Origin of the sequence: Nocardia sp. CDC160 (assembly GCF_035818795.1) — a bacterium.
Lineage (GTDB): Bacteria > Actinomycetota > Actinomycetes > Mycobacteriales > Mycobacteriaceae > Nocardia.
In genome coordinates this window covers 371732-387716 of record NZ_JAYKYT010000005.1, presented here as the reverse complement: position 1 = coordinate 387716, position 15985 = coordinate 371732, and the positions used below count along the sequence as shown (strand labels likewise).

Genomic DNA, 15985 nt, shown 5'->3' with positions numbered 1-15985 from the left:
CGTCCCCTCATCGCTGCGTAACGAGGGTGTCGCGCAAGGCGTCTCGGTCTACGGTCAGGCCGAGACCGGGGCGATCCGGGACGGCGAGGCGGCCGTTGATCGGGCGCGGTGAGTCCGGGAAGAGGAGTTGGCCGACTTGGGCCATGCCGACGTGCCATTCGAGGAACCAGCCGTTCATGAGTCCGGCGAGGGCGTGGAGGTTGAACAGGGGCCAGCCGCCGCCGTGGGCGAGGGGGAGGTTGTAGATCTGGGCTAGGTGGGCGGCCTTGCGCTGTTCGGTGAAGCCGCCGCAGTAGCAGGCATTGGGTTGGAGAATGTCGACCGCGCGGCGCTCGACCAGTTCGCGTAGTCGCCAGCGGTGGCCCTCCATTTGTCCGGCCGCGATCGGGATCGAGGTGTGGGTGCGCAGGTCGGCCAGGGCGCGAGCATCGTTCTGCTGCAACGGTTCCTCGAACCAGGTGAGCCGGTCGTCTTCGATCTCGCGGCACAGCATGGCGGCGTCGACGGGGGTGAGCAGATAGTTGGCGTCGATCATGAGGTCGATGTCGTCGCCAACGGCCGCGCGGATGGCGTGGACCCGGGCGGCGTCTTCGCGCCAACCGCGCTTGTCCACGCCCACAACGGATTTCAGTGCGGTGAAGCCCTGATCCACGTGGAGTCGCGCTGCCGCCGCGAGGGTTTCGCGGTCGTACTGCGGGAATCCGAAGGTCACGTACACGGGCACCTCGGTGCGCGCCCCGCCCAGCAGGCTGGCCACCGAGCGTCCGGCGTGCTTGCCCTTGATGTCCCACAGCGCGATGTCCAGCAGCGACAGCGCGCTGGACACCACCCCGGTCATGGCGCGCGGATTGAGGCTGCCCCAGACCCGCTGGTGCACCGCCTCGATCTCGCGCGGATCCAGGTCCAGAACGGCCGGTAGGAAGTGTCTTTCGAGCGCCACCACGACCGCGTGCGCCAGGAAATGCCCGGTCACGGCGACTCCGGTGAGCCCCTCATCGGTCTCGACCTCGCAGAAGACGAAGTCCTTCTGTTCCTCCCGCCCGTAGCCGCGGACCCGTTCGTCCAGCAGCGGGACCTCGATCGAGGTGGTGTGCACGCTGGCGCGAATGTCCTTGATCCTCATCGCAAAGCCTCCCTCGGCTCCGGCCGCCGGTGGCTCCGGCCGTCCGGTGGACAGAGTGTGCGCGCCCAGATTGTCAACTGTCAACGATTTGCAATTGACAATTGGATCGGGGATACTGCACCCCCATGGCCCACGACCCGGAGATGTCGGCTCTACAGCAGCGGCTGGCCGAGCGGCAGGCGAACTCGCTGCCGCAGCTGATCGTCGAAGAGCTGGAACGGATGATCATCGGCGGTGTGCTGAAGGGCGGCGACCGGATCAACGAGTCGTCGCTGGCCCTGCGGCTGGGGGTCAGCCGTGGCCCGGTCCGTGAGGCGTGCCGACAGCTGGAACGCAGTCGACTGGTCGAATTCCGCACCAATCGCGGCATGTTCGTGCGGGAGATCTCGGTCGAGGAAGCCGCGCAGCTCTACGACATTCGCGCCGGATTGTTCCGGCTGGCGGGCAAGCTGGCCGTCGCGCGGGTGACCGCGGAGGATCTGACCCGATTGCGGGACAAGGTGAAAGCGCTGACCGCCGCCGAGTCGAGCACCGACGACTACTACCCCGGCAATGTCGACCTACACCGCGATCTCGTTGCCCTGGCGGACAATCCGCGCCTGGCCGAACTCTACGACGCGGTCTCCAAGGAACTGCACCTGTTCCGCCGCCACGGCCTGGAAACCGCTGCGGCCCGGCACATCTCCAACACCCAGCATGCCGAGATCCTCGACTGCCTCGCCGCCGGTGACGTCGAGCGCGCGGGCGAGCTGATGGAAGCGCACGTGCTGGCGGGCAAGGAACGCATGCTCGCCGCCGCGCGGTCCTGACCCTGTTTCTGGAACCTCTTGTGGGCCGCGTCACAGAATGAGTAGCATGCTACTAATTATGAAAGGCATGCCACATCTCTGAGTGGTTCGCCTGCATTGAGGTCCATGTGGAGGAAAGATGGACAATGTCGTTCTCAGACCCGAAGATTCGCCATTCGGCGCGAGCGTCCTGCGAAAGGTGACCGTGCGGCTCGTGCCGCTATTGGTCATCGGGTACATCGTCAGCTACGTGGACCGCATCAATATCGGCTTCGCCAAGTTCGGCATGGACAAGGCCTTCGGCCTGAGCGCCACCCAGTACGGCTTCGTGGCGGGCATCTTCTTCGTCGGCTACATCCTGGCCGAGGTGCCCAGCAATATCGCCATGACCAAGATCGGCGCGCGGGTGTGGCTGAGCCGAATCCTGTTGACCTGGGGCATCATTGCCGCCGCCACCGCCTTCGCGCCCGACTTCACCACGGTGTGCGTGCTGCGGTTCCTGCTCGGCGTGGCCGAGGCGGGCTTCTTCCCGGGCATCATCGTCTACCTCACCCGCTGGTATCCGAATGCCCAACGCACCAAGGTGATTTCGACCGTCATGGTGGCCATTCCGCTGGCCAGTGTGATCGGCGGACCGCTCAACGGCTGGATCCTGGACGCCTTCGACGGGGCCCTCGGACTGTCGGGCTGGCGCTGGGTCTTCGTGGTCGGCGGGGTGCCCGCCATCGTGCTGGGCGTGCTGTTCTTCCTGACCCTCACCGACTCGCCGGAACGGGCGCGCTGGCTCAACGACAGCGAAAGGGCCTGGCTGACCGGCATTCTCGCGCAGGAGGACGCCGAGCGCGCGGTGACCGCGCCGACCGGGCACTGGGCCGCGCTCAAGGACGGGCGCGTGATCGCGCTGTGTGTGGCCTACTTCCTGCTGCTGTGCGGCGCGTACCCGCTCACCTACTGGATGCCCTCGGTGATCAAGAAGGTCGGGCACGGGCTGAGCAGCTTCCAGGTCGGCTGGCTCTCGGCGGTGCCGTTCCTGCTCGCGGCCATCTGCATGTACCTGACCGGCCGTGTCGTGCGCGACGAGCGCTCGTCCAAGCCGGTGTTGATCGCGCTGGCCGTCTCGGTGGTCGCCTTCGTCATCACCGCGGTCGAACTGTCGATGCCCGCCACCGCGTTCCTGGCCATCACCGTGGCCACCATGGCCGCACAGACGGCGAAACCGCTGTTCTGGGCGGTGCCGACCTCGTATCTCGCGGGCGTCGGCGCGGCCAGCGGCATCGCCCTGATCAATTCGATGGGCAATGCCGCAGGGTTCGTGAGCCCGTACGCCTTCGGCTGGATTCAGGATGCCTCGCACGGCAATACCGGCCTCTCGATCGGCGTCATGATCTTCGCGAATGTCGGTGCGCTGCTGGTCCTGGCCGGTGTGGCGGTCCGCGCCCGGGGTCGGCGGGTCGCACTGGGCGGGCGCGAGCCCGTGCCCGGCGTGGGCGCGTAGGCGTTCGCGCGGGCACCGATTAGGCTGGGCAATCGCCCGTGGCAAACCGCCGCGGGCGTTCCGTCAGTGCTCGCTCCCGAAGAGGTCTCGTGTCGCAGGATGTTCCGGCAGACAGCAAAGCCGAGGTGATCGCCGAGGAGATTCGCGACGCGATCCGGCAGGGGCGGCTGGAGCGCGGCGTGCTGTACTCCTCGCGCGAGCTGGGCGAAATGTTCGGCGCGTCAAGGACTCCCGTGCGCGAGGCGCTGCTGAAGCTGGCCGATCTGGGCCTGGTGCGCATCGAGCGCAATCGGGGCGCGCGCGTGGTCGGGCAGGACGGGCGCGGCATCGTGGACCTGTGCAGCATGCGAGTGCTGTTGGAACCGCCCGCGTGTCGCAGTGCGGCGGCGGTCATGACCGCCCGCGACGACGAGGCCATGCTCACCGAATACCGGATCATGGAGCGGCTGGCCGACGGTGGCGCGGAGTACTTCGCCGCCGATGAGCGGCTGCACGATCTGATCCTCGAGGCCAGCGGCAATCAGCGGCTGGCCAAGACCGTGCGCGAGCTGCGCCAGACGCTGACTCTCGATGGGCGGCACTCGGTTCCGCGGTATCAGCCGGTCGAGACCGCGCTGCGCGACCACTGGGACATCATCGACGCGCTGCGCAAGCGCGACGGGGGCGCGGCCGAGCGGGCCATGCGCAAGCATCTGGTGCGCTCGGGGGATCTGCTGGTCGCGCACTCCAGCGAGAACGATCGCGCCCTGGTGGCCGAGTGGCGGCGCTGGGTGTCGGTCTCGGTTCCCGAGGGCGAGCAGATCGTCTACTGATCCGTGAGCTGACGGCGCTTCAGCTAACTTCTACCAACTAGTTGCATGCTACTCACCATCATTAGTATGTTGTGAGTAGTTCTTGAACTGCCACTCGGCAGTTGGTCCCTGTGAAAGGACATGCTGTGGACCCCACTTCGTATGCGGCATCGGTCGCGCGGGGGATCTGGGCGGCGCAGGTCGATCTGGTCGGATACGTTCCCTCGGTCAGTGTCGCGCCCGTCATCTCCGCGCTCGTGGACACCAGCGGCGGCGCGGACGGCCGCTCGCGCACCGTGTTCCCGCTCTCCCGGGAGGAGGAGGCGGCCGGAGTGCTGGGCGCGCTGCCGTTGACCGGCAAGTTCGGCGCGATCGTCATGCAGGACAACGGTTTCGGCAATGCGCTGACGGCCCTGACCACCTTCAACACCGCCTACCACCTGCCGCTGCTGATCGTGGCCAACACCCGGGGCGGGCTGGGGGAGTACAACTCGATGATCCACACCTTCAGCCAGTACGCGCCCGCGTTGCTGCGCGATCTGGGCCTGCAGGTCTTCGAAATCGACCGGCGCAGTGCGGCTTCCGACTGGGAGGCGGTGGTCACCGAGGCGGGCGTGCACGCGCGCATGACCTTCCGACCCGCCATCGTGCTCGCCCACTTCTGGAACACCGACGGAAAGGCGGCCTGAGCATGCGGAGAATCGACGCGCTCCGGGTGCTCGCCGAGCACACCGCCGAGCTGCCGACGGTGGTGACGTGCGCGGCCTCGAGCCGGGAACTGGCGGCCGTGGCGGACCGGCCGAATCATCTGTATCTGCTGGACTCCATGGGGTTGGCCGGGTCGGTGGCGACCGGGATCGCGCTGGGGCTCGCCGACACCCCGGTGTCGAAGGTGGTCGTCATCGAGGGCGACGGGTCGCTGCTCATGAACCCGAATGTGCTTCCCACGGGCGGGTTTCTGCGCCCGGACAAGCTGGTGATGGTGTTGCTCGACAACGCCGTCTACGGGGCTACCGCGAATCTGCCGACCTACGCCGAGGACATCGACCTCGGACTGCTCGCCGAGGCCAGCGGGTGGGCGGTGCAGCGCGCGTCCGAACCGGAGGAGCTGGCCGCGGCCTTCGCGCAGGCGCTCGAGCTGCCCGGTCCGGTGCTGGTGCACGTGCACATCGAGGCGGGCAATGCCTCGAATGTGCCCAAGCTGCTGGAGGATCCGGTCGTCATCGGCCGCCGCTTCCAGGACTGGCTGCGCGCCCGCGTCGCGGAGCTCGCGGACGGCGTCACCGCACCTGCGGGCGATGCCACCGCACCCGCGGAGGTGCTGCTGTGATCGGGACCGTCGATCCGACCACCGGACGCACCCTGGACACCTACCGCTTCACCTCCGACCGGGAACTCGAACTGCGGCTGCGGCGTGCCGAGAACGCGGTCCGCGTCAACGGCGATCGACCGATTTCGCAGCGGGTCAGGGACTTTCGCGTACTGGCGGAGTTGTTGCGCTCGCGCCGTGAGGATCTCGCACTGCTGATCACCGTCGAAATGGGCAAGCCGATCACGCAGGCCTGGGCGGAGATCGACAAGTGCGCGCTGGCCTGCGACTACTACGCGGACAATATGGCCGAGCTGCTCACCCCGCAGCGGGTGGATGTCGCGCCCGACACCGCGGAGGTCCGACTGCGACCGCTGGGTGTGCTGCTGGCGGTCATGCCGTGGAATTACCCGTTCTGGCAGGTGATTCGGGCCATGCTGCCCGCCATCGCGGTCGGCAATTCGGTGGTGCTCAAGCACGCCGACAATGTCACCGGGTGCGCGAAGGTGCTGCAGTCGCTGTTCGACGAGACCTTCGGATACGGGGTGCTCACCCACGTGGTGTTGCCGCCGCATCGGGTCGGGCCGCTCATCGAGCATCCGGTGATCGCCGGGGTGGCGTTCACCGGCAGCAATCGGGTGGGCGCGCTGGTGGCGGCGACTGCCGGTCGGGCGGTGAAGAAGTCGGTGTTGGAGCTGGGCGGGTCGGATCCGTTCATCGTGCTCGACGACGCCGACGTGTCGGCCGCCGCGGCGGCCGCGGTGCGCTCGCGGTTCCTCAATACCGGGCAGAGTTGCATCGCGGCGAAGCGAATCATTGTGCAGCGCGGTATCTTCGGGGAATTCGCCGAGGCCATGGTGACCGAGCTGGGCAAGCTGGTCTACGGCGCGCCCACCGAATCGGGCACCGATGTCGGGCCGATGGCACGGGTCGATCTGCGCAATGAGCTGCGGCGGCAGCTGGAGGTCACGGTGGCCGCCGGGGCGCGAATACTGTTCGGCGGCAAGGCCGATCCCCGCCCGGGTGCCTGGTTCCAGCCCACCCTGGTCCAGGTGCGTGACACCTATTCGGCCGCCTTCCGCGAGGAGACCTTCGGCCCGCTGGGCGCGGTATTGGCGGTGTCGTCCGAGGAGGCCGCATTGGCCGCGGCCGAGGATTCGATCTACGGCCTGAGCTGTTCGATCTGGGGTTCGGATCGCGAGGCCATCGACCGGCTGGCCCGTCGCCTGCACACCGGTTCGGTCTTCGTGAACCGCGTGTCCGAATCCGATCCGCGGCTGCCCGTGGGTGGAGTGAAGGCCAGCGGTTACGGCCGCGAGCTCAGCCACTACGGGGTCACCGAATTCGCCAATGTCCAGACGGTGCGCAGCGCCGCGACCTCCAGGAGCCTCTCGTGACCATCACCAGCATCCGCACCCGCGCGGTCGCCGTACTGGTCGACAAGCCGACCCGAATGTCCAACCGCGAGTTGAATGTTCGCCACTACCTGCTGGTCGAAGTGGCGAGCGCGGACGGCCACACCGGGGTCGGCTACACCTACGCCGGGACCGGCGCGGGCCTGCTGGCCAAACTGGCCGTCGACGATCTGCTCGCGCCGGTTTATCTCGGCGCGGACGAGAACGATGTCACGGGCCTGTGGGAGCGCGCCTATCAGGAAACCCTGCTGGAAGGCCGCCGCGGCACCGTGATTCGCGCCCTGTCGGCCCTCGATATCGCCCTGTGGGACCTGCGCGCGAAACGCGCCGGTCTGCCGCTGGTGAGCTTCCTCGGCGGTGCCACCACGCCCCTGCCGTCCTACGCCTCGGGTGGCTACTACCGCCCCGACGAGGGGGCCTGGACCGACGCGGTTACCCGCGAGATCGAATTCAATGCCTCCCAGGGCTTCACCGATCACAAGATCAAGGTTGGCGGGCTGTCCATCGCGGAGGACGCCCGACGGGTGGCCGCGGCCATCGAGGCGATCGGCGAGGGCGGCCGACTTTCCTTGGACGCCAATAACGCCTACCGTTCCGTGGCCGAAGCCCGCACCGCCATAGAGGCTTTCGAGCGCGCCGCCGGTGACCGCCCGCTGTGGTGGTTCGAGGAACCCCTCTCGCCCGAGGCCATCGCGGGCCACGCCGAACTCTCCCGCACCATCCGCACGCCGGTCGCCACCGGCGAGATCCACCAAACCCGATGGGAATTCCGCCCTCTCATCGAGGCGGGCATTCCGGTGCTGCAATGTGACGCGGGTGTGGCGGGTGGCGTCACCGAATGGCTGCGCATTGCCCACACCGCGGCGAGTTTCGGCCTGCACATGGCCCCGCACTGGCACCACAACCTGCACGCCCACCTCTGCGGTGCCATTCCCAACGCCTTGGTCGTGGAGTACTTCGCGCTCGAGAAGGGCATCTACAACTTCGAGCGGCTGCTCACCCCGGAATCGCGCCTGCGATACGCGGACAACCAGGTCCACATCCCCACCCGACCCGGTCTCGGCATCGAGTTCGACGCCGAGATGGTCAGCAAATACGAACTGATGGGCTGAGATTCGCGCACCGGGGGGCGATCACACGGGCAGCAGTTCCCGAATGAGCTTCCAGCGCACCGGGATCGCGCCCTCGGTGCGGAACATGCGCAGCAGATCCACGGCCGCGTGGTGCGGGGTCGGAGCGAACGGCATGTCCGCCTGGCGCGCCAGCGGTCGATGCGGGTCCGGCAGGGCCATGGGCCGCATGCCGAGGGCGCGGGCGCTCGTCAACGCCGTGGCGGAATTGAGCAGCGCCACCACATTGCGCGGTGCCATGCCCAGCGACTCGAGCACGGTCTCCAACAGGTTGGCGGGGGTATCGGCGGGATCGCCGACGACAATGCTGGAGACCGGATCGAACAGCTCGGGCAGCAGATCGGTCAGCATCGCCGCATACCGGGCCGGTGCGGTCGTGGCGACCACCACCGGCACATGGTCGGCAATGACCCGCACCAGCGCCTCCGCACCCGCGACGGGTTGCAACCGGGTCGAATCGATCAGGGTCCCGTCCAGATCCATCACTACCGCACCGATCACGACACCCTCCTCGACTCCGTATTGCGAGCAAATCGATCACCAGCCTAGGTCAAAATCGGACATCACGGGTGCGAGTCGGTCCGAAGCAGCAGCAGGGCGGGGATGACCGCCACCGCGCCGATCGCCAGCGCCCACCAGTAGGTGTGGGCGAAGGCGTGGGCCGCGTCGGTGTGGTCGAGGTCGCGTTGGAGCAGGACCAGCAGGGCCGCGACGCCGAAGGAGCTGCCCGCGCGCAGGCCGACATTGGTAGCGGTGGTAGCGGAGGCGATGTCGGCGTGGCGGAGGGTTCGGTAGCTGACGCCCATGGCCGCGGGCATGATCATGCCGTGTCCGAGGCCGAGGACGAACAGCATTGCCATGATCGGGATGTCGCCGGTGTGCGATCCGATTCGGGTGAGGGCGAGGATGGCCGCGAGCGCGACGGGTAGGCCGGTCAGGATGGGCAGCGTCGGGGAGAGTTTGTCGCTCAGTTTGCCGGTGAGCACGGTCGTCGCGATCGCGCCCAGCCCGAGTGGTGCGACCATCGCACCGGAGTGCAAGGGGCTGGCGTGGTCGACAGTCTGGAAATTCAAGGGCAGCAAGGCCGTCAAGCCGGACAGGACGCCGATGTAGACGAACATCATCGCGTTGACCGCGGCGAAGTTCCGGTCTCGCAGCAATCGGACGTCGACCAGCGCCGACTCACCCCTGGGGCGCGCGTGCAGGACGTAGCAGCCGACCAGAACGAGCCCGGTCAGCACGCCGACGAGGACCCGGAGGTCGGTCACGTGCACCCCGCCGCCCACCTGCGACGTGCCGTACACCAGTGCGCCCAAACCGGGTGAGAGCAGCGTCAATCCGAGCAGGTCGAGCCGGGCGCGGTGGTCGCGGACCGGATCGCTCGGCAGCAGCCGCAGCGCGGCGAGGACCGCGATCGCGCACAGCGGGACATTGATGAAGAACATCCACCGCCACGACAGGTGGCTCAGGATCAGCCCGCCGACCGTCGGGCCGAGCACCGGGGCGAGCATGGCGGGTACCGCGACCGCGCTCATCACCCGCCCCATGCGCGCGGGTCCGGCGGCGCGGGCCAGCATGGTCTGCCCGATCGGCAGGATCATGCCCGCACCGAAGCCCTGCAATACCCGAAATAGCACGAGAGCGGTGATGTCCCAGGCGATTCCGCACAGCACCGAGCCGGTGATGAACAGCAGCAGCGAGACGATCCACATGGTCTTCGGGCCGAATCGTTCGATCGCCCAGCCGGTCAGCGGGATGCTGGCCGACAACGCCAGGGTGTATCCGGTCAGCACCCATTGGACCGCCGTGAGCGACGTATGGAACTGAGTGCCAAGGGTATTCACGGCGACGCTGGTGATCGTGGTGTCCAGGATCGTCATGATCGCGCCCAGGACCACCACGACCACGAGCTTGCGCAAGGCCGAGTCGAAGGCGGCCGGGATGGTCGTAGCCCGTGTCATGTGCCTTGCTCCCCAGCGTCTTCCGGCTACTGCCAGCCCCGGCGCGGCCACTCGTAATGCGGTTTGAGGACGTAGCGGTAGAGGGCCCGAATCGGGCCGGGCAGGAAGGCGAGCATCTTGGCCCGCGCCTCGGCGGGCGCGTCGTCGAGCGCCCACGGCAGGTATTCGGTCACGGCGCGAAGTCCGTTGCGTTTGCGCATCTCCGCGCCGAAGGCCGCCCATCCGGGTCCGCCGACGGTGCGGTCGATGAGCGGCAGCGCCCGCTGCTCCTCGTGGGTGAAGTGCGTATCGAGCGCCGCGCTGAGCGCGTCCACATCGGACCGCAGCGATCGGTCGCCGTCGGATGCGGCGAGGCCGGATTCGACTGCGGCCAGCAGTTTCTCGATGCCTTCGTGCTCGGCCTCCATGTCGTCGAGGATCGCCAGGTCCTCCGGATCGGTGGTCGCGGCGCGCACCAGCGGCCAGAGCGCGGTGTCCTCGGTGCTGTGATGCCGGTCGAGCTGGCGGCGGAAGGTCTCCCATCCGACTCGCACCGACCGTTCGGTGAGGCGGTCCTCGGCGACGGCCTCGGAGAGTCGGATCAGGTCGCGCATGCAGGCGTCGTGCGCCAGATACATGCCGAAGAAGTCGATTGTCGTGGTGGGCCTGTGGTTGTTCATGGTCATCTACCACCGAGTTCTAATTTAGTTAGACTGTGTGTATGAATAAAACAGGTCCACCCGGTACTGTCAAGGCCATGAGTCCACGCCAGTACAACCTGGGAAAGCGCACCGCCCAGATCGAACAGAGCCGCAGGCAGGTGCTGGATGCCGCCCGGGCTTTGCTCGGTGAGGCCGACGGCTACAACGGGTTCACGCTGGATGCGGTGGCCAAGCGGGCCAATGTGGCCCGGGCTACGGTCTACTACCAGTTCGGGTCGAAAACCGGTCTGCTGGAGGCGGTTTGCGATGATCTGGGTGTCGCCGGTGGGCTGTCGGAGTTGGTCAAGGCCTTCACCAATCCGGAACCGCTGGCGGCGTTGGCGGAATTCATCGCCTGCTTCGCACGCTTCTGGCAGGCCGACCGGCCCGCCATGCGGCGACTGCGGGCACTGGCCGCGCTGGACTCCGACGTGCACGCGGTCATCAGTGCCCGCGACGAGCGCCGCCGCGAAGGTTTGACGGTGCTGTCAGCGCCCTTCGCCGGGAATGCGTCGGAGGTGGATGCCGAGGATCGTGTTCGTATTCTGTTGGCGCTCACCAGCTTCGAGACCTTCGACACCATGGTCGGGCCCGACGGCGACCTGTTCGATGCCGTCCCGGTGATCACCGGGCTTGCGACCACCGTGCTCGGAGCGGATGCCTAGCGCTCAGGCTTTGCGGGTGAAGCGGAGGGTGATCAGCTGGAAGGGGCGCAGGTGTAGGCGGACGGCGCGGCCTTGCGGGATCGCGGATTCATCGTCCGGAAGCGGCCTTTCGAGCAGGTCGCAGCGGCGATGGCCGGTGGTGGGGAACTCGGGGGTGAGCAGTGCGGTGGCGCGGGTGCCGGTGGCTTCGTAGAGGCGGATGACGACGTCGCCGGAGCCGTCGTCGGCGAGTTTGATTGCGCTGGTGACGATGTCGTCGTTGTCGACGACAAACAGCGGGGTGACGGGTTCGGCGACGCCGGGGGTGAAGGGCGGCAGGTTGACGCGGTAGCCCTCGCGGACGGCGTCGGTGAGGGTCGCGCCCGGGTGGATGGCGTGGCGGAAATGGTGTGTGCCCTGGTCGGTTCGGGGGTCGGGGAAGCGGGGTGCGCGGAGCAGGGAGGCGCGCACGGTGATGGTGGTGCCGCCGTCGGGGCGGCCGGTGCGGGTGAGGTCGTGGCCGTAGGTGGAGTCGTTGAGGATGGCCACGCCCCAATTCGGTTCGCCCACATGCAGGAAACGATGGTTGCAGGCCTCGAACTTGGCCCACTCCCAGCTGGTATTGGTGTGGGTCGGGCGGTAGAGGTGGCCGAACTGGGTTTCGGCGGCGTAGCGGTCGGCGTGAATGTCTAGGGGGAAGGCGAGTTTGAGGAATTTCTCGGTCTCGTGCCAGTCGACAGTGGTCGCGATCTCGAGGGCGCGGGTGCCGGGGCGCAGGGTGAGGGTCTGTTCCACCTCCGACGAGCCGAAGGACCGGCCGAGTCGGACTGCGGCGGCGGGGGAGTCGGTCTCGGCCACCAGGGAGTCGATGCCGGTCAGGTCGGTGACGGTGTCGCGGTAGAACAGGTCGACGTCCCATGCATCCCAGGAGTTCGGGAAATCCTGGTGCAGCTGAAGCAGATTCGCGGTTGCGCCCGGTGGGACCGTCTCGCGGTCGTGCTCGATGTCGTACAGGGAGACGATCAATCCGCGGGCGTCCACCTCGACCCGCACCAGACCGTTCTCCAGCACGAAGCCGCCTCCGGCGCGCTCGCGCACCGTGCAGGCCGGTCCCGGATCCTCCGGTGCCGCCGCGCCCGCCGGAATCCCGCGCCAAGAGTGCGGGGTGGGGTTGAAGACGTTCGGCCCGGACTGCTCGCCGCCGAGCACCCACTGCGAGCGCTCGATGAGTGTCGACAGCTCCGCGGCCACCTCCGCGTAGGTCTGCTGTGCCTCCCGGTGCACCCAGGCGATCGAGGAGCCGGGCAGGATGTCGTGAAACTGGTGCAGCAGCACCGTTTTCCAGAGTCGGTCCAGTTCCTCGGCGGGATAGGCCGCGCCCTTGCGCACCGTCGCCGTGGCCGCCCACAGTTCGGCCTCGCGCAGCAGATGCTCGCTGCGTCGATTGCCCTGTTTGGTCTTGGCCTGGCTGGTCAAGGTCGCCCGATGCAGCTCCAGATAGAGCTCACCCACCCATACCGCCGGATTCGCGTACTCGGCCTCGGCGGCGGCGAAGAAGTCGGCGGGCTTGTCCCACACCACCGTCGGTGATCCCTCGAGGTTCCGCATGCGGGCGGCCTTGGCGATCATCTCGCGTGTCGTCCCACCGCCGCCGTCACCCCACCCGGTCGGCGCGAGCGACCTGGTGGCCCGCCCCTTCTCCTTGAAATTCCGTGCCGCGTGGGCGATCTCGCGGCCCTGCATGGAACAGTTGTAGGTGTCGACGGGCGGGAAGTGGGTGAAGATCCGCGTCCCGTCGATCCCTTCCCACAGGAACGTGTGGTGCGGGAACGTATTCGTCTGACTCCACGAGATCTTCTGCGTCAAAAGCCATTTCGATCCGGCCGCCTTGATGATCTGCGGCAGCCCCGCCGCGAATCCGAAGGTGTCGGGCAGCCAGGCCTCCTCGTTATCGATCCCGAACTCCTCGAGGAATAACCGCTTGCCGTGCACGAACTGTCGCGCCATGGCCTCGGAGCCCGGCATATTCGTATCGGATTCGACCCACATGCCACCGGCGGGCACGAACCGCCCCTCCGCGACGGCTGCCTTGACCCGCGCGTACACCTCGGGTCGATGCTGTTTGAGGAAATCGTATTGCGCCGCTTGCGACATCGTGTAGATGAAGTCGGGCTCGTCTTCGAGGAGCGCGGTCATATTCGCCGCCGTCCGCGCCACCTTGCGGACGGTCTCCCGCAGCGGCCACAGCCACGCGGTATCGATGTGCGCGTGCCCGACCGCGGAAATGCGGTGCGCGGACGGAACGGCCGGTCGCGCCAGCACCTCGACCAGACATGCGCGAGCCGCCGCCGCGGTCGCGTTCACATCCTGCAGATCGATGGCGTCCAACGCCCGCTCGATGGCCCGCACAATGTCATAGCGGCGCGCCGGATCCTCGGGCATCTCGTGCATGAGCTCCCCGAGCACCTCGAGATCCAGCACCAACTCCCAGACCTGCTCATCAAAAACCACGAGATCCATTCGCCCCAAACGATATTGGGGCTCATTGCCCGCGGTCTCCTTGTCGCCGAGCTCGGTCGGCCCGAAGAACGGAATCACCGGATTCGACGCCGCCTCGACATGCCACAGCACCCGCTCGCCACCCACCGCCGGAGCGGCCACCCGCACCCACTTGTTCGCCGGATGCAGTCCCTTCACCGGCGACCCGTCCGGCCGGTACACCAGCCCCTCACACTGGAACCCGGTCATCCCGCCGTCGAACCCGAGGTCGATGATCGCCTCGACGGTTTTGCCCGCCCATCCATCGGGCACCGTCCCCTCGACCGTCAACCAGCTCGTCCCCCACGGCGCACCCCACCGCGCGCCCGGCTCGACCGGAGTCCGCGGTGCCGCCAAACCCTCGGCCACCGAGACGGGTTCCCCCGGCGCGACCCACATCGACGCCCGCAACGGCACCGATTCGGGATAGATCGCCGGACGTATCCGCCCGAGCACCCGCCCGAGCCTGTCCTCGATCAACCGCCGGTCATCATGCATAACGGTGGCTCCCATCGGCCGTGGGTGGTGACCAGCAAACCGTGTCGCGCCGACTCTATCGTGAGCGAATATCGCGAGCGGGAGCGAGTAGGACAGACTGCTCGTATGAGTCTTGCAGCACATCTGGAGCAGCTCGGCCGCCCGTTGGTCGAGGAGCAGCTGGCGCACCCGACCGTGGCGGGAATCGCGAAAGGGGATCTCGCCGAGCCGGTGTTCCGCTCCTGGCTGGAACAGGATTATCTGTTCCTGCTCGATTATGTGCGCGTCTTCTCGCGTCTCGCCTGGCAGGCGCCCGCCGACCATCTCGGCGATCTGGTGGACCTCGCGCACGCCACGTTCCACGACGAAATCTCGCTACACCGCGGTCTGGCCGCCGAGTTCGGCGCTGACCTCGACGGCGCGGTCAAGGGTGAGCCGTGCGCGAGATACACTGCCTTCCTGCTGGATTCGGCCGCGAACTACGCCGACGGCCTGGCCGCCCTCTACCCCTGCATGTGGGGCTATTCAACCCTCGGCGCGATCCTCGCCCAGAACCCACCCGCCGACCCGCGCTACCGGCGCTGGATCGACACCTACGCCGACCCCGGCTTCGCGGCGCTCACCGCCCGCTGCGCCCAAATGCTCGACGAAGCGGGCGGCGACAACGCCGAGGACCTGTTCCTGACCGGCATGCGCCACGAACTCGCCTTCTGGACTGTGCCGCTCGGCCACGGCTGACGCAGGCTCACGTCTGGCGCTGCAACGCAACCGCCCGCGTCAGCCCTGACCACCCAGGGGTGCCGCCGGACCCGGATTCAGTGCGGCGGCCACCTGGCGGAGCAGGCGCAGGATAGGAACGAACAGGATGCCCGCCAGTCGGGTATAGGGCCAGACGGCGACGATCAGGATGATGATCAGCGCCCGCGCCTGATAGAGCCCCGGGGCGTGGGCCATCACGGCCGGGTCGGGCCGCAGCACGAACACCGAACGTGCCCAAGTGAAAAGTGTTTCGGCGCTGCGGTATCCATTGTCGGTGGAGTTGGTATCAAAGGTGACCAGGATGGCCGACATGAGCGCCGCGGCCAGCAACGGCAGCGTCATCCGGTCCAGCGGACTCACCCGCCCGCGCGTATCGGCGGCAATGAGCGGCGGAACCAGAATCAACACCGCACCCGCAACCGTGAGCGGCACACCGACGAGCTGCCCGATCACGAGCACCGCCCTGATGCCAGCCTCCGGCCGCGAATGCGGCCCGGACGCAAACGCTTCGATAATCCGAACCCCCGAAACAATCGGCAGCCCAACCCGAAACGCCCCGATCCCGAACCGCTGCGCCCGATCGAACGGCATCCCATAAAGGAAGCTCCGAAACCCGTCGCGCCGATACCGCCACACATGCCCCACAACACACGAAGCGACAGCCGCATAGGGCAACACCGCCCACCACACGACCATCATCGCCCGTCACCCCACGCCAATCCGCAGTTTCGTGCGGCCCACTGTCCCACGCCCACCCGCCCCGCAACACTGTCGATTCGTGCCAATCCCACGCGCGCCGCCGGAAACTACGCCCGCAGCCGCGGATCCCGGTTCGGGATGCGGGATTGTCGTGGGTTCTGGGACTGTGGGGCCTG

The 15985-nt window shown here is 67.6% G+C and carries 15 protein-coding genes; 9 read left to right on the top strand and 6 right to left on the bottom strand.

The window, feature by feature from the left end; all coding sequences use genetic code 11:
- Window positions 1-7 precede the first annotated feature (7 nt).
- Complete coding sequence (locus VMT40_RS29500; protein ID WP_326362253.1) at window positions 8-1123, bottom strand: mandelate racemase/muconate lactonizing enzyme family protein; 1116 nt, start codon at window positions 1121-1123, stop codon at window positions 8-10.
- Window positions 1124-1248: 125 nt separating this feature from the next.
- Between VMT40_RS29500 and VMT40_RS29495 the strand changes: the two genes are divergently transcribed.
- The 7 genes from VMT40_RS29495 (at window position 1249) to VMT40_RS29465 (ending at window position 8033) form a co-directional block, all read left to right on the top strand.
- Window positions 1249-1932 carry an FCD domain-containing protein gene (locus VMT40_RS29495; RefSeq protein WP_326362252.1) on the top strand — a complete coding sequence of 228 codons (684 nt, stop codon included), beginning with the start codon at window positions 1249-1251 and terminating at the stop codon, window positions 1930-1932.
- A gap of 178 nt (window positions 1933-2110) precedes the next feature.
- Window positions 2111-3406 carry an MFS transporter gene (locus VMT40_RS29490; protein ID WP_326362251.1) on the top strand — a complete coding sequence of 432 codons (1296 nt, stop codon included), beginning with the start codon at window positions 2111-2113 and terminating at the stop codon, window positions 3404-3406.
- 89 nt (window positions 3407-3495) lie between these two features.
- Window positions 3496-4218: a GntR family transcriptional regulator gene (locus tag VMT40_RS29485; RefSeq protein ID WP_326362250.1), complete on the top strand. Its 723-nt coding sequence runs from the start codon at window positions 3496-3498 to the stop codon at window positions 4216-4218.
- A 125-nt stretch (window positions 4219-4343) separates the two neighbouring features.
- Entirely contained in the window at window positions 4344-4886 is a 543-nt protein-coding gene (locus tag VMT40_RS29480; protein WP_326312480.1) for a thiamine pyrophosphate-binding protein, read from the top strand.
- A 2-nt stretch (window positions 4887-4888) separates the two neighbouring features.
- The gene (locus tag VMT40_RS29475) at window positions 4889-5527 is read left to right on the top strand and encodes a thiamine pyrophosphate-dependent enzyme (RefSeq protein WP_326362249.1); all 639 of its coding nucleotides are present in this window, start codon (window positions 4889-4891) and stop codon (window positions 5525-5527) included.
- The gene (locus tag VMT40_RS29470; RefSeq protein ID WP_326362248.1) at window positions 5524-6903 is read left to right on the top strand and encodes an aldehyde dehydrogenase family protein; all 1380 of its coding nucleotides are present in this window, start codon (window positions 5524-5526) and stop codon (window positions 6901-6903) included. Before VMT40_RS29475 ends, VMT40_RS29470 begins: the two co-directional genes overlap by 4 nt.
- A complete protein-coding gene (locus tag VMT40_RS29465; RefSeq protein WP_326362247.1) occupies window positions 6900-8033 on the top strand; it encodes a mandelate racemase/muconate lactonizing enzyme family protein in 1134 nt (377 codons plus the stop codon). The genes VMT40_RS29470 and VMT40_RS29465 overlap by 4 nt, the downstream gene beginning before the upstream one ends.
- Window positions 8034-8054: 21 nt before the next feature.
- Here VMT40_RS29465 and VMT40_RS29460 read toward each other — a convergent pair whose 3' ends face one another.
- The 3 genes from VMT40_RS29460 to VMT40_RS29450 all read right to left on the bottom strand — a co-directional run bounded on the left by VMT40_RS29460 (window position 8055) and on the right by VMT40_RS29450 (window position 10671).
- Window positions 8055-8552, bottom strand: coding sequence for a hypothetical protein (locus VMT40_RS29460; RefSeq protein WP_326362246.1), 498 nt, complete (start codon window positions 8550-8552; stop codon window positions 8055-8057).
- A gap of 62 nt (window positions 8553-8614) precedes the next feature.
- Window positions 8615-10012 carry an MDR family MFS transporter gene (locus tag VMT40_RS29455; RefSeq protein WP_326362245.1) on the bottom strand — a complete coding sequence of 466 codons (1398 nt, stop codon included), beginning with the start codon at window positions 10010-10012 and terminating at the stop codon, window positions 8615-8617.
- A 26-nt stretch (window positions 10013-10038) separates the two neighbouring features.
- Window positions 10039-10671 (bottom strand): hemerythrin domain-containing protein, encoded by a 633-nt coding sequence (locus VMT40_RS29450; RefSeq protein WP_326362244.1) that lies wholly within the window; start codon window positions 10669-10671, stop codon window positions 10039-10041.
- A 77-nt stretch (window positions 10672-10748) separates the two neighbouring features.
- Between VMT40_RS29450 and VMT40_RS29445 the strand changes: the two genes are divergently transcribed.
- On the top strand, window positions 10749-11357 hold the full coding sequence (locus VMT40_RS29445; RefSeq protein WP_326362243.1) for a TetR/AcrR family transcriptional regulator: 609 nt from the start codon (window positions 10749-10751) through the stop codon (window positions 11355-11357).
- 3 nt (window positions 11358-11360) lie between these two features.
- Here the strand turns inward: VMT40_RS29445 and VMT40_RS29440 are convergent, their stop codons facing one another.
- Window positions 11361-14372 carry an alpha-mannosidase gene (locus VMT40_RS29440; RefSeq protein WP_326362242.1) on the bottom strand — a complete coding sequence of 1004 codons (3012 nt, stop codon included), beginning with the start codon at window positions 14370-14372 and terminating at the stop codon, window positions 11361-11363.
- Window positions 14373-14477: 105 nt separating this feature from the next.
- Here VMT40_RS29440 and VMT40_RS29435 point away from each other — a divergent pair, with 105 nt between their 5' ends.
- Window positions 14478-15089, top strand: a complete 612-nt coding sequence (locus VMT40_RS29435) for a TenA family protein (RefSeq protein ID WP_326362241.1) — start codon at window positions 14478-14480, stop codon at window positions 15087-15089.
- A 39-nt stretch (window positions 15090-15128) separates the two neighbouring features.
- Here the strand turns inward: VMT40_RS29435 and VMT40_RS29430 are convergent, their stop codons facing one another.
- Window positions 15129-15806 carry a respiratory nitrate reductase subunit gamma gene (locus tag VMT40_RS29430; RefSeq protein WP_326362788.1) on the bottom strand — a complete coding sequence of 226 codons (678 nt, stop codon included), beginning with the start codon at window positions 15804-15806 and terminating at the stop codon, window positions 15129-15131.
- Window positions 15807-15985: the final 179 nt, after the last annotated feature.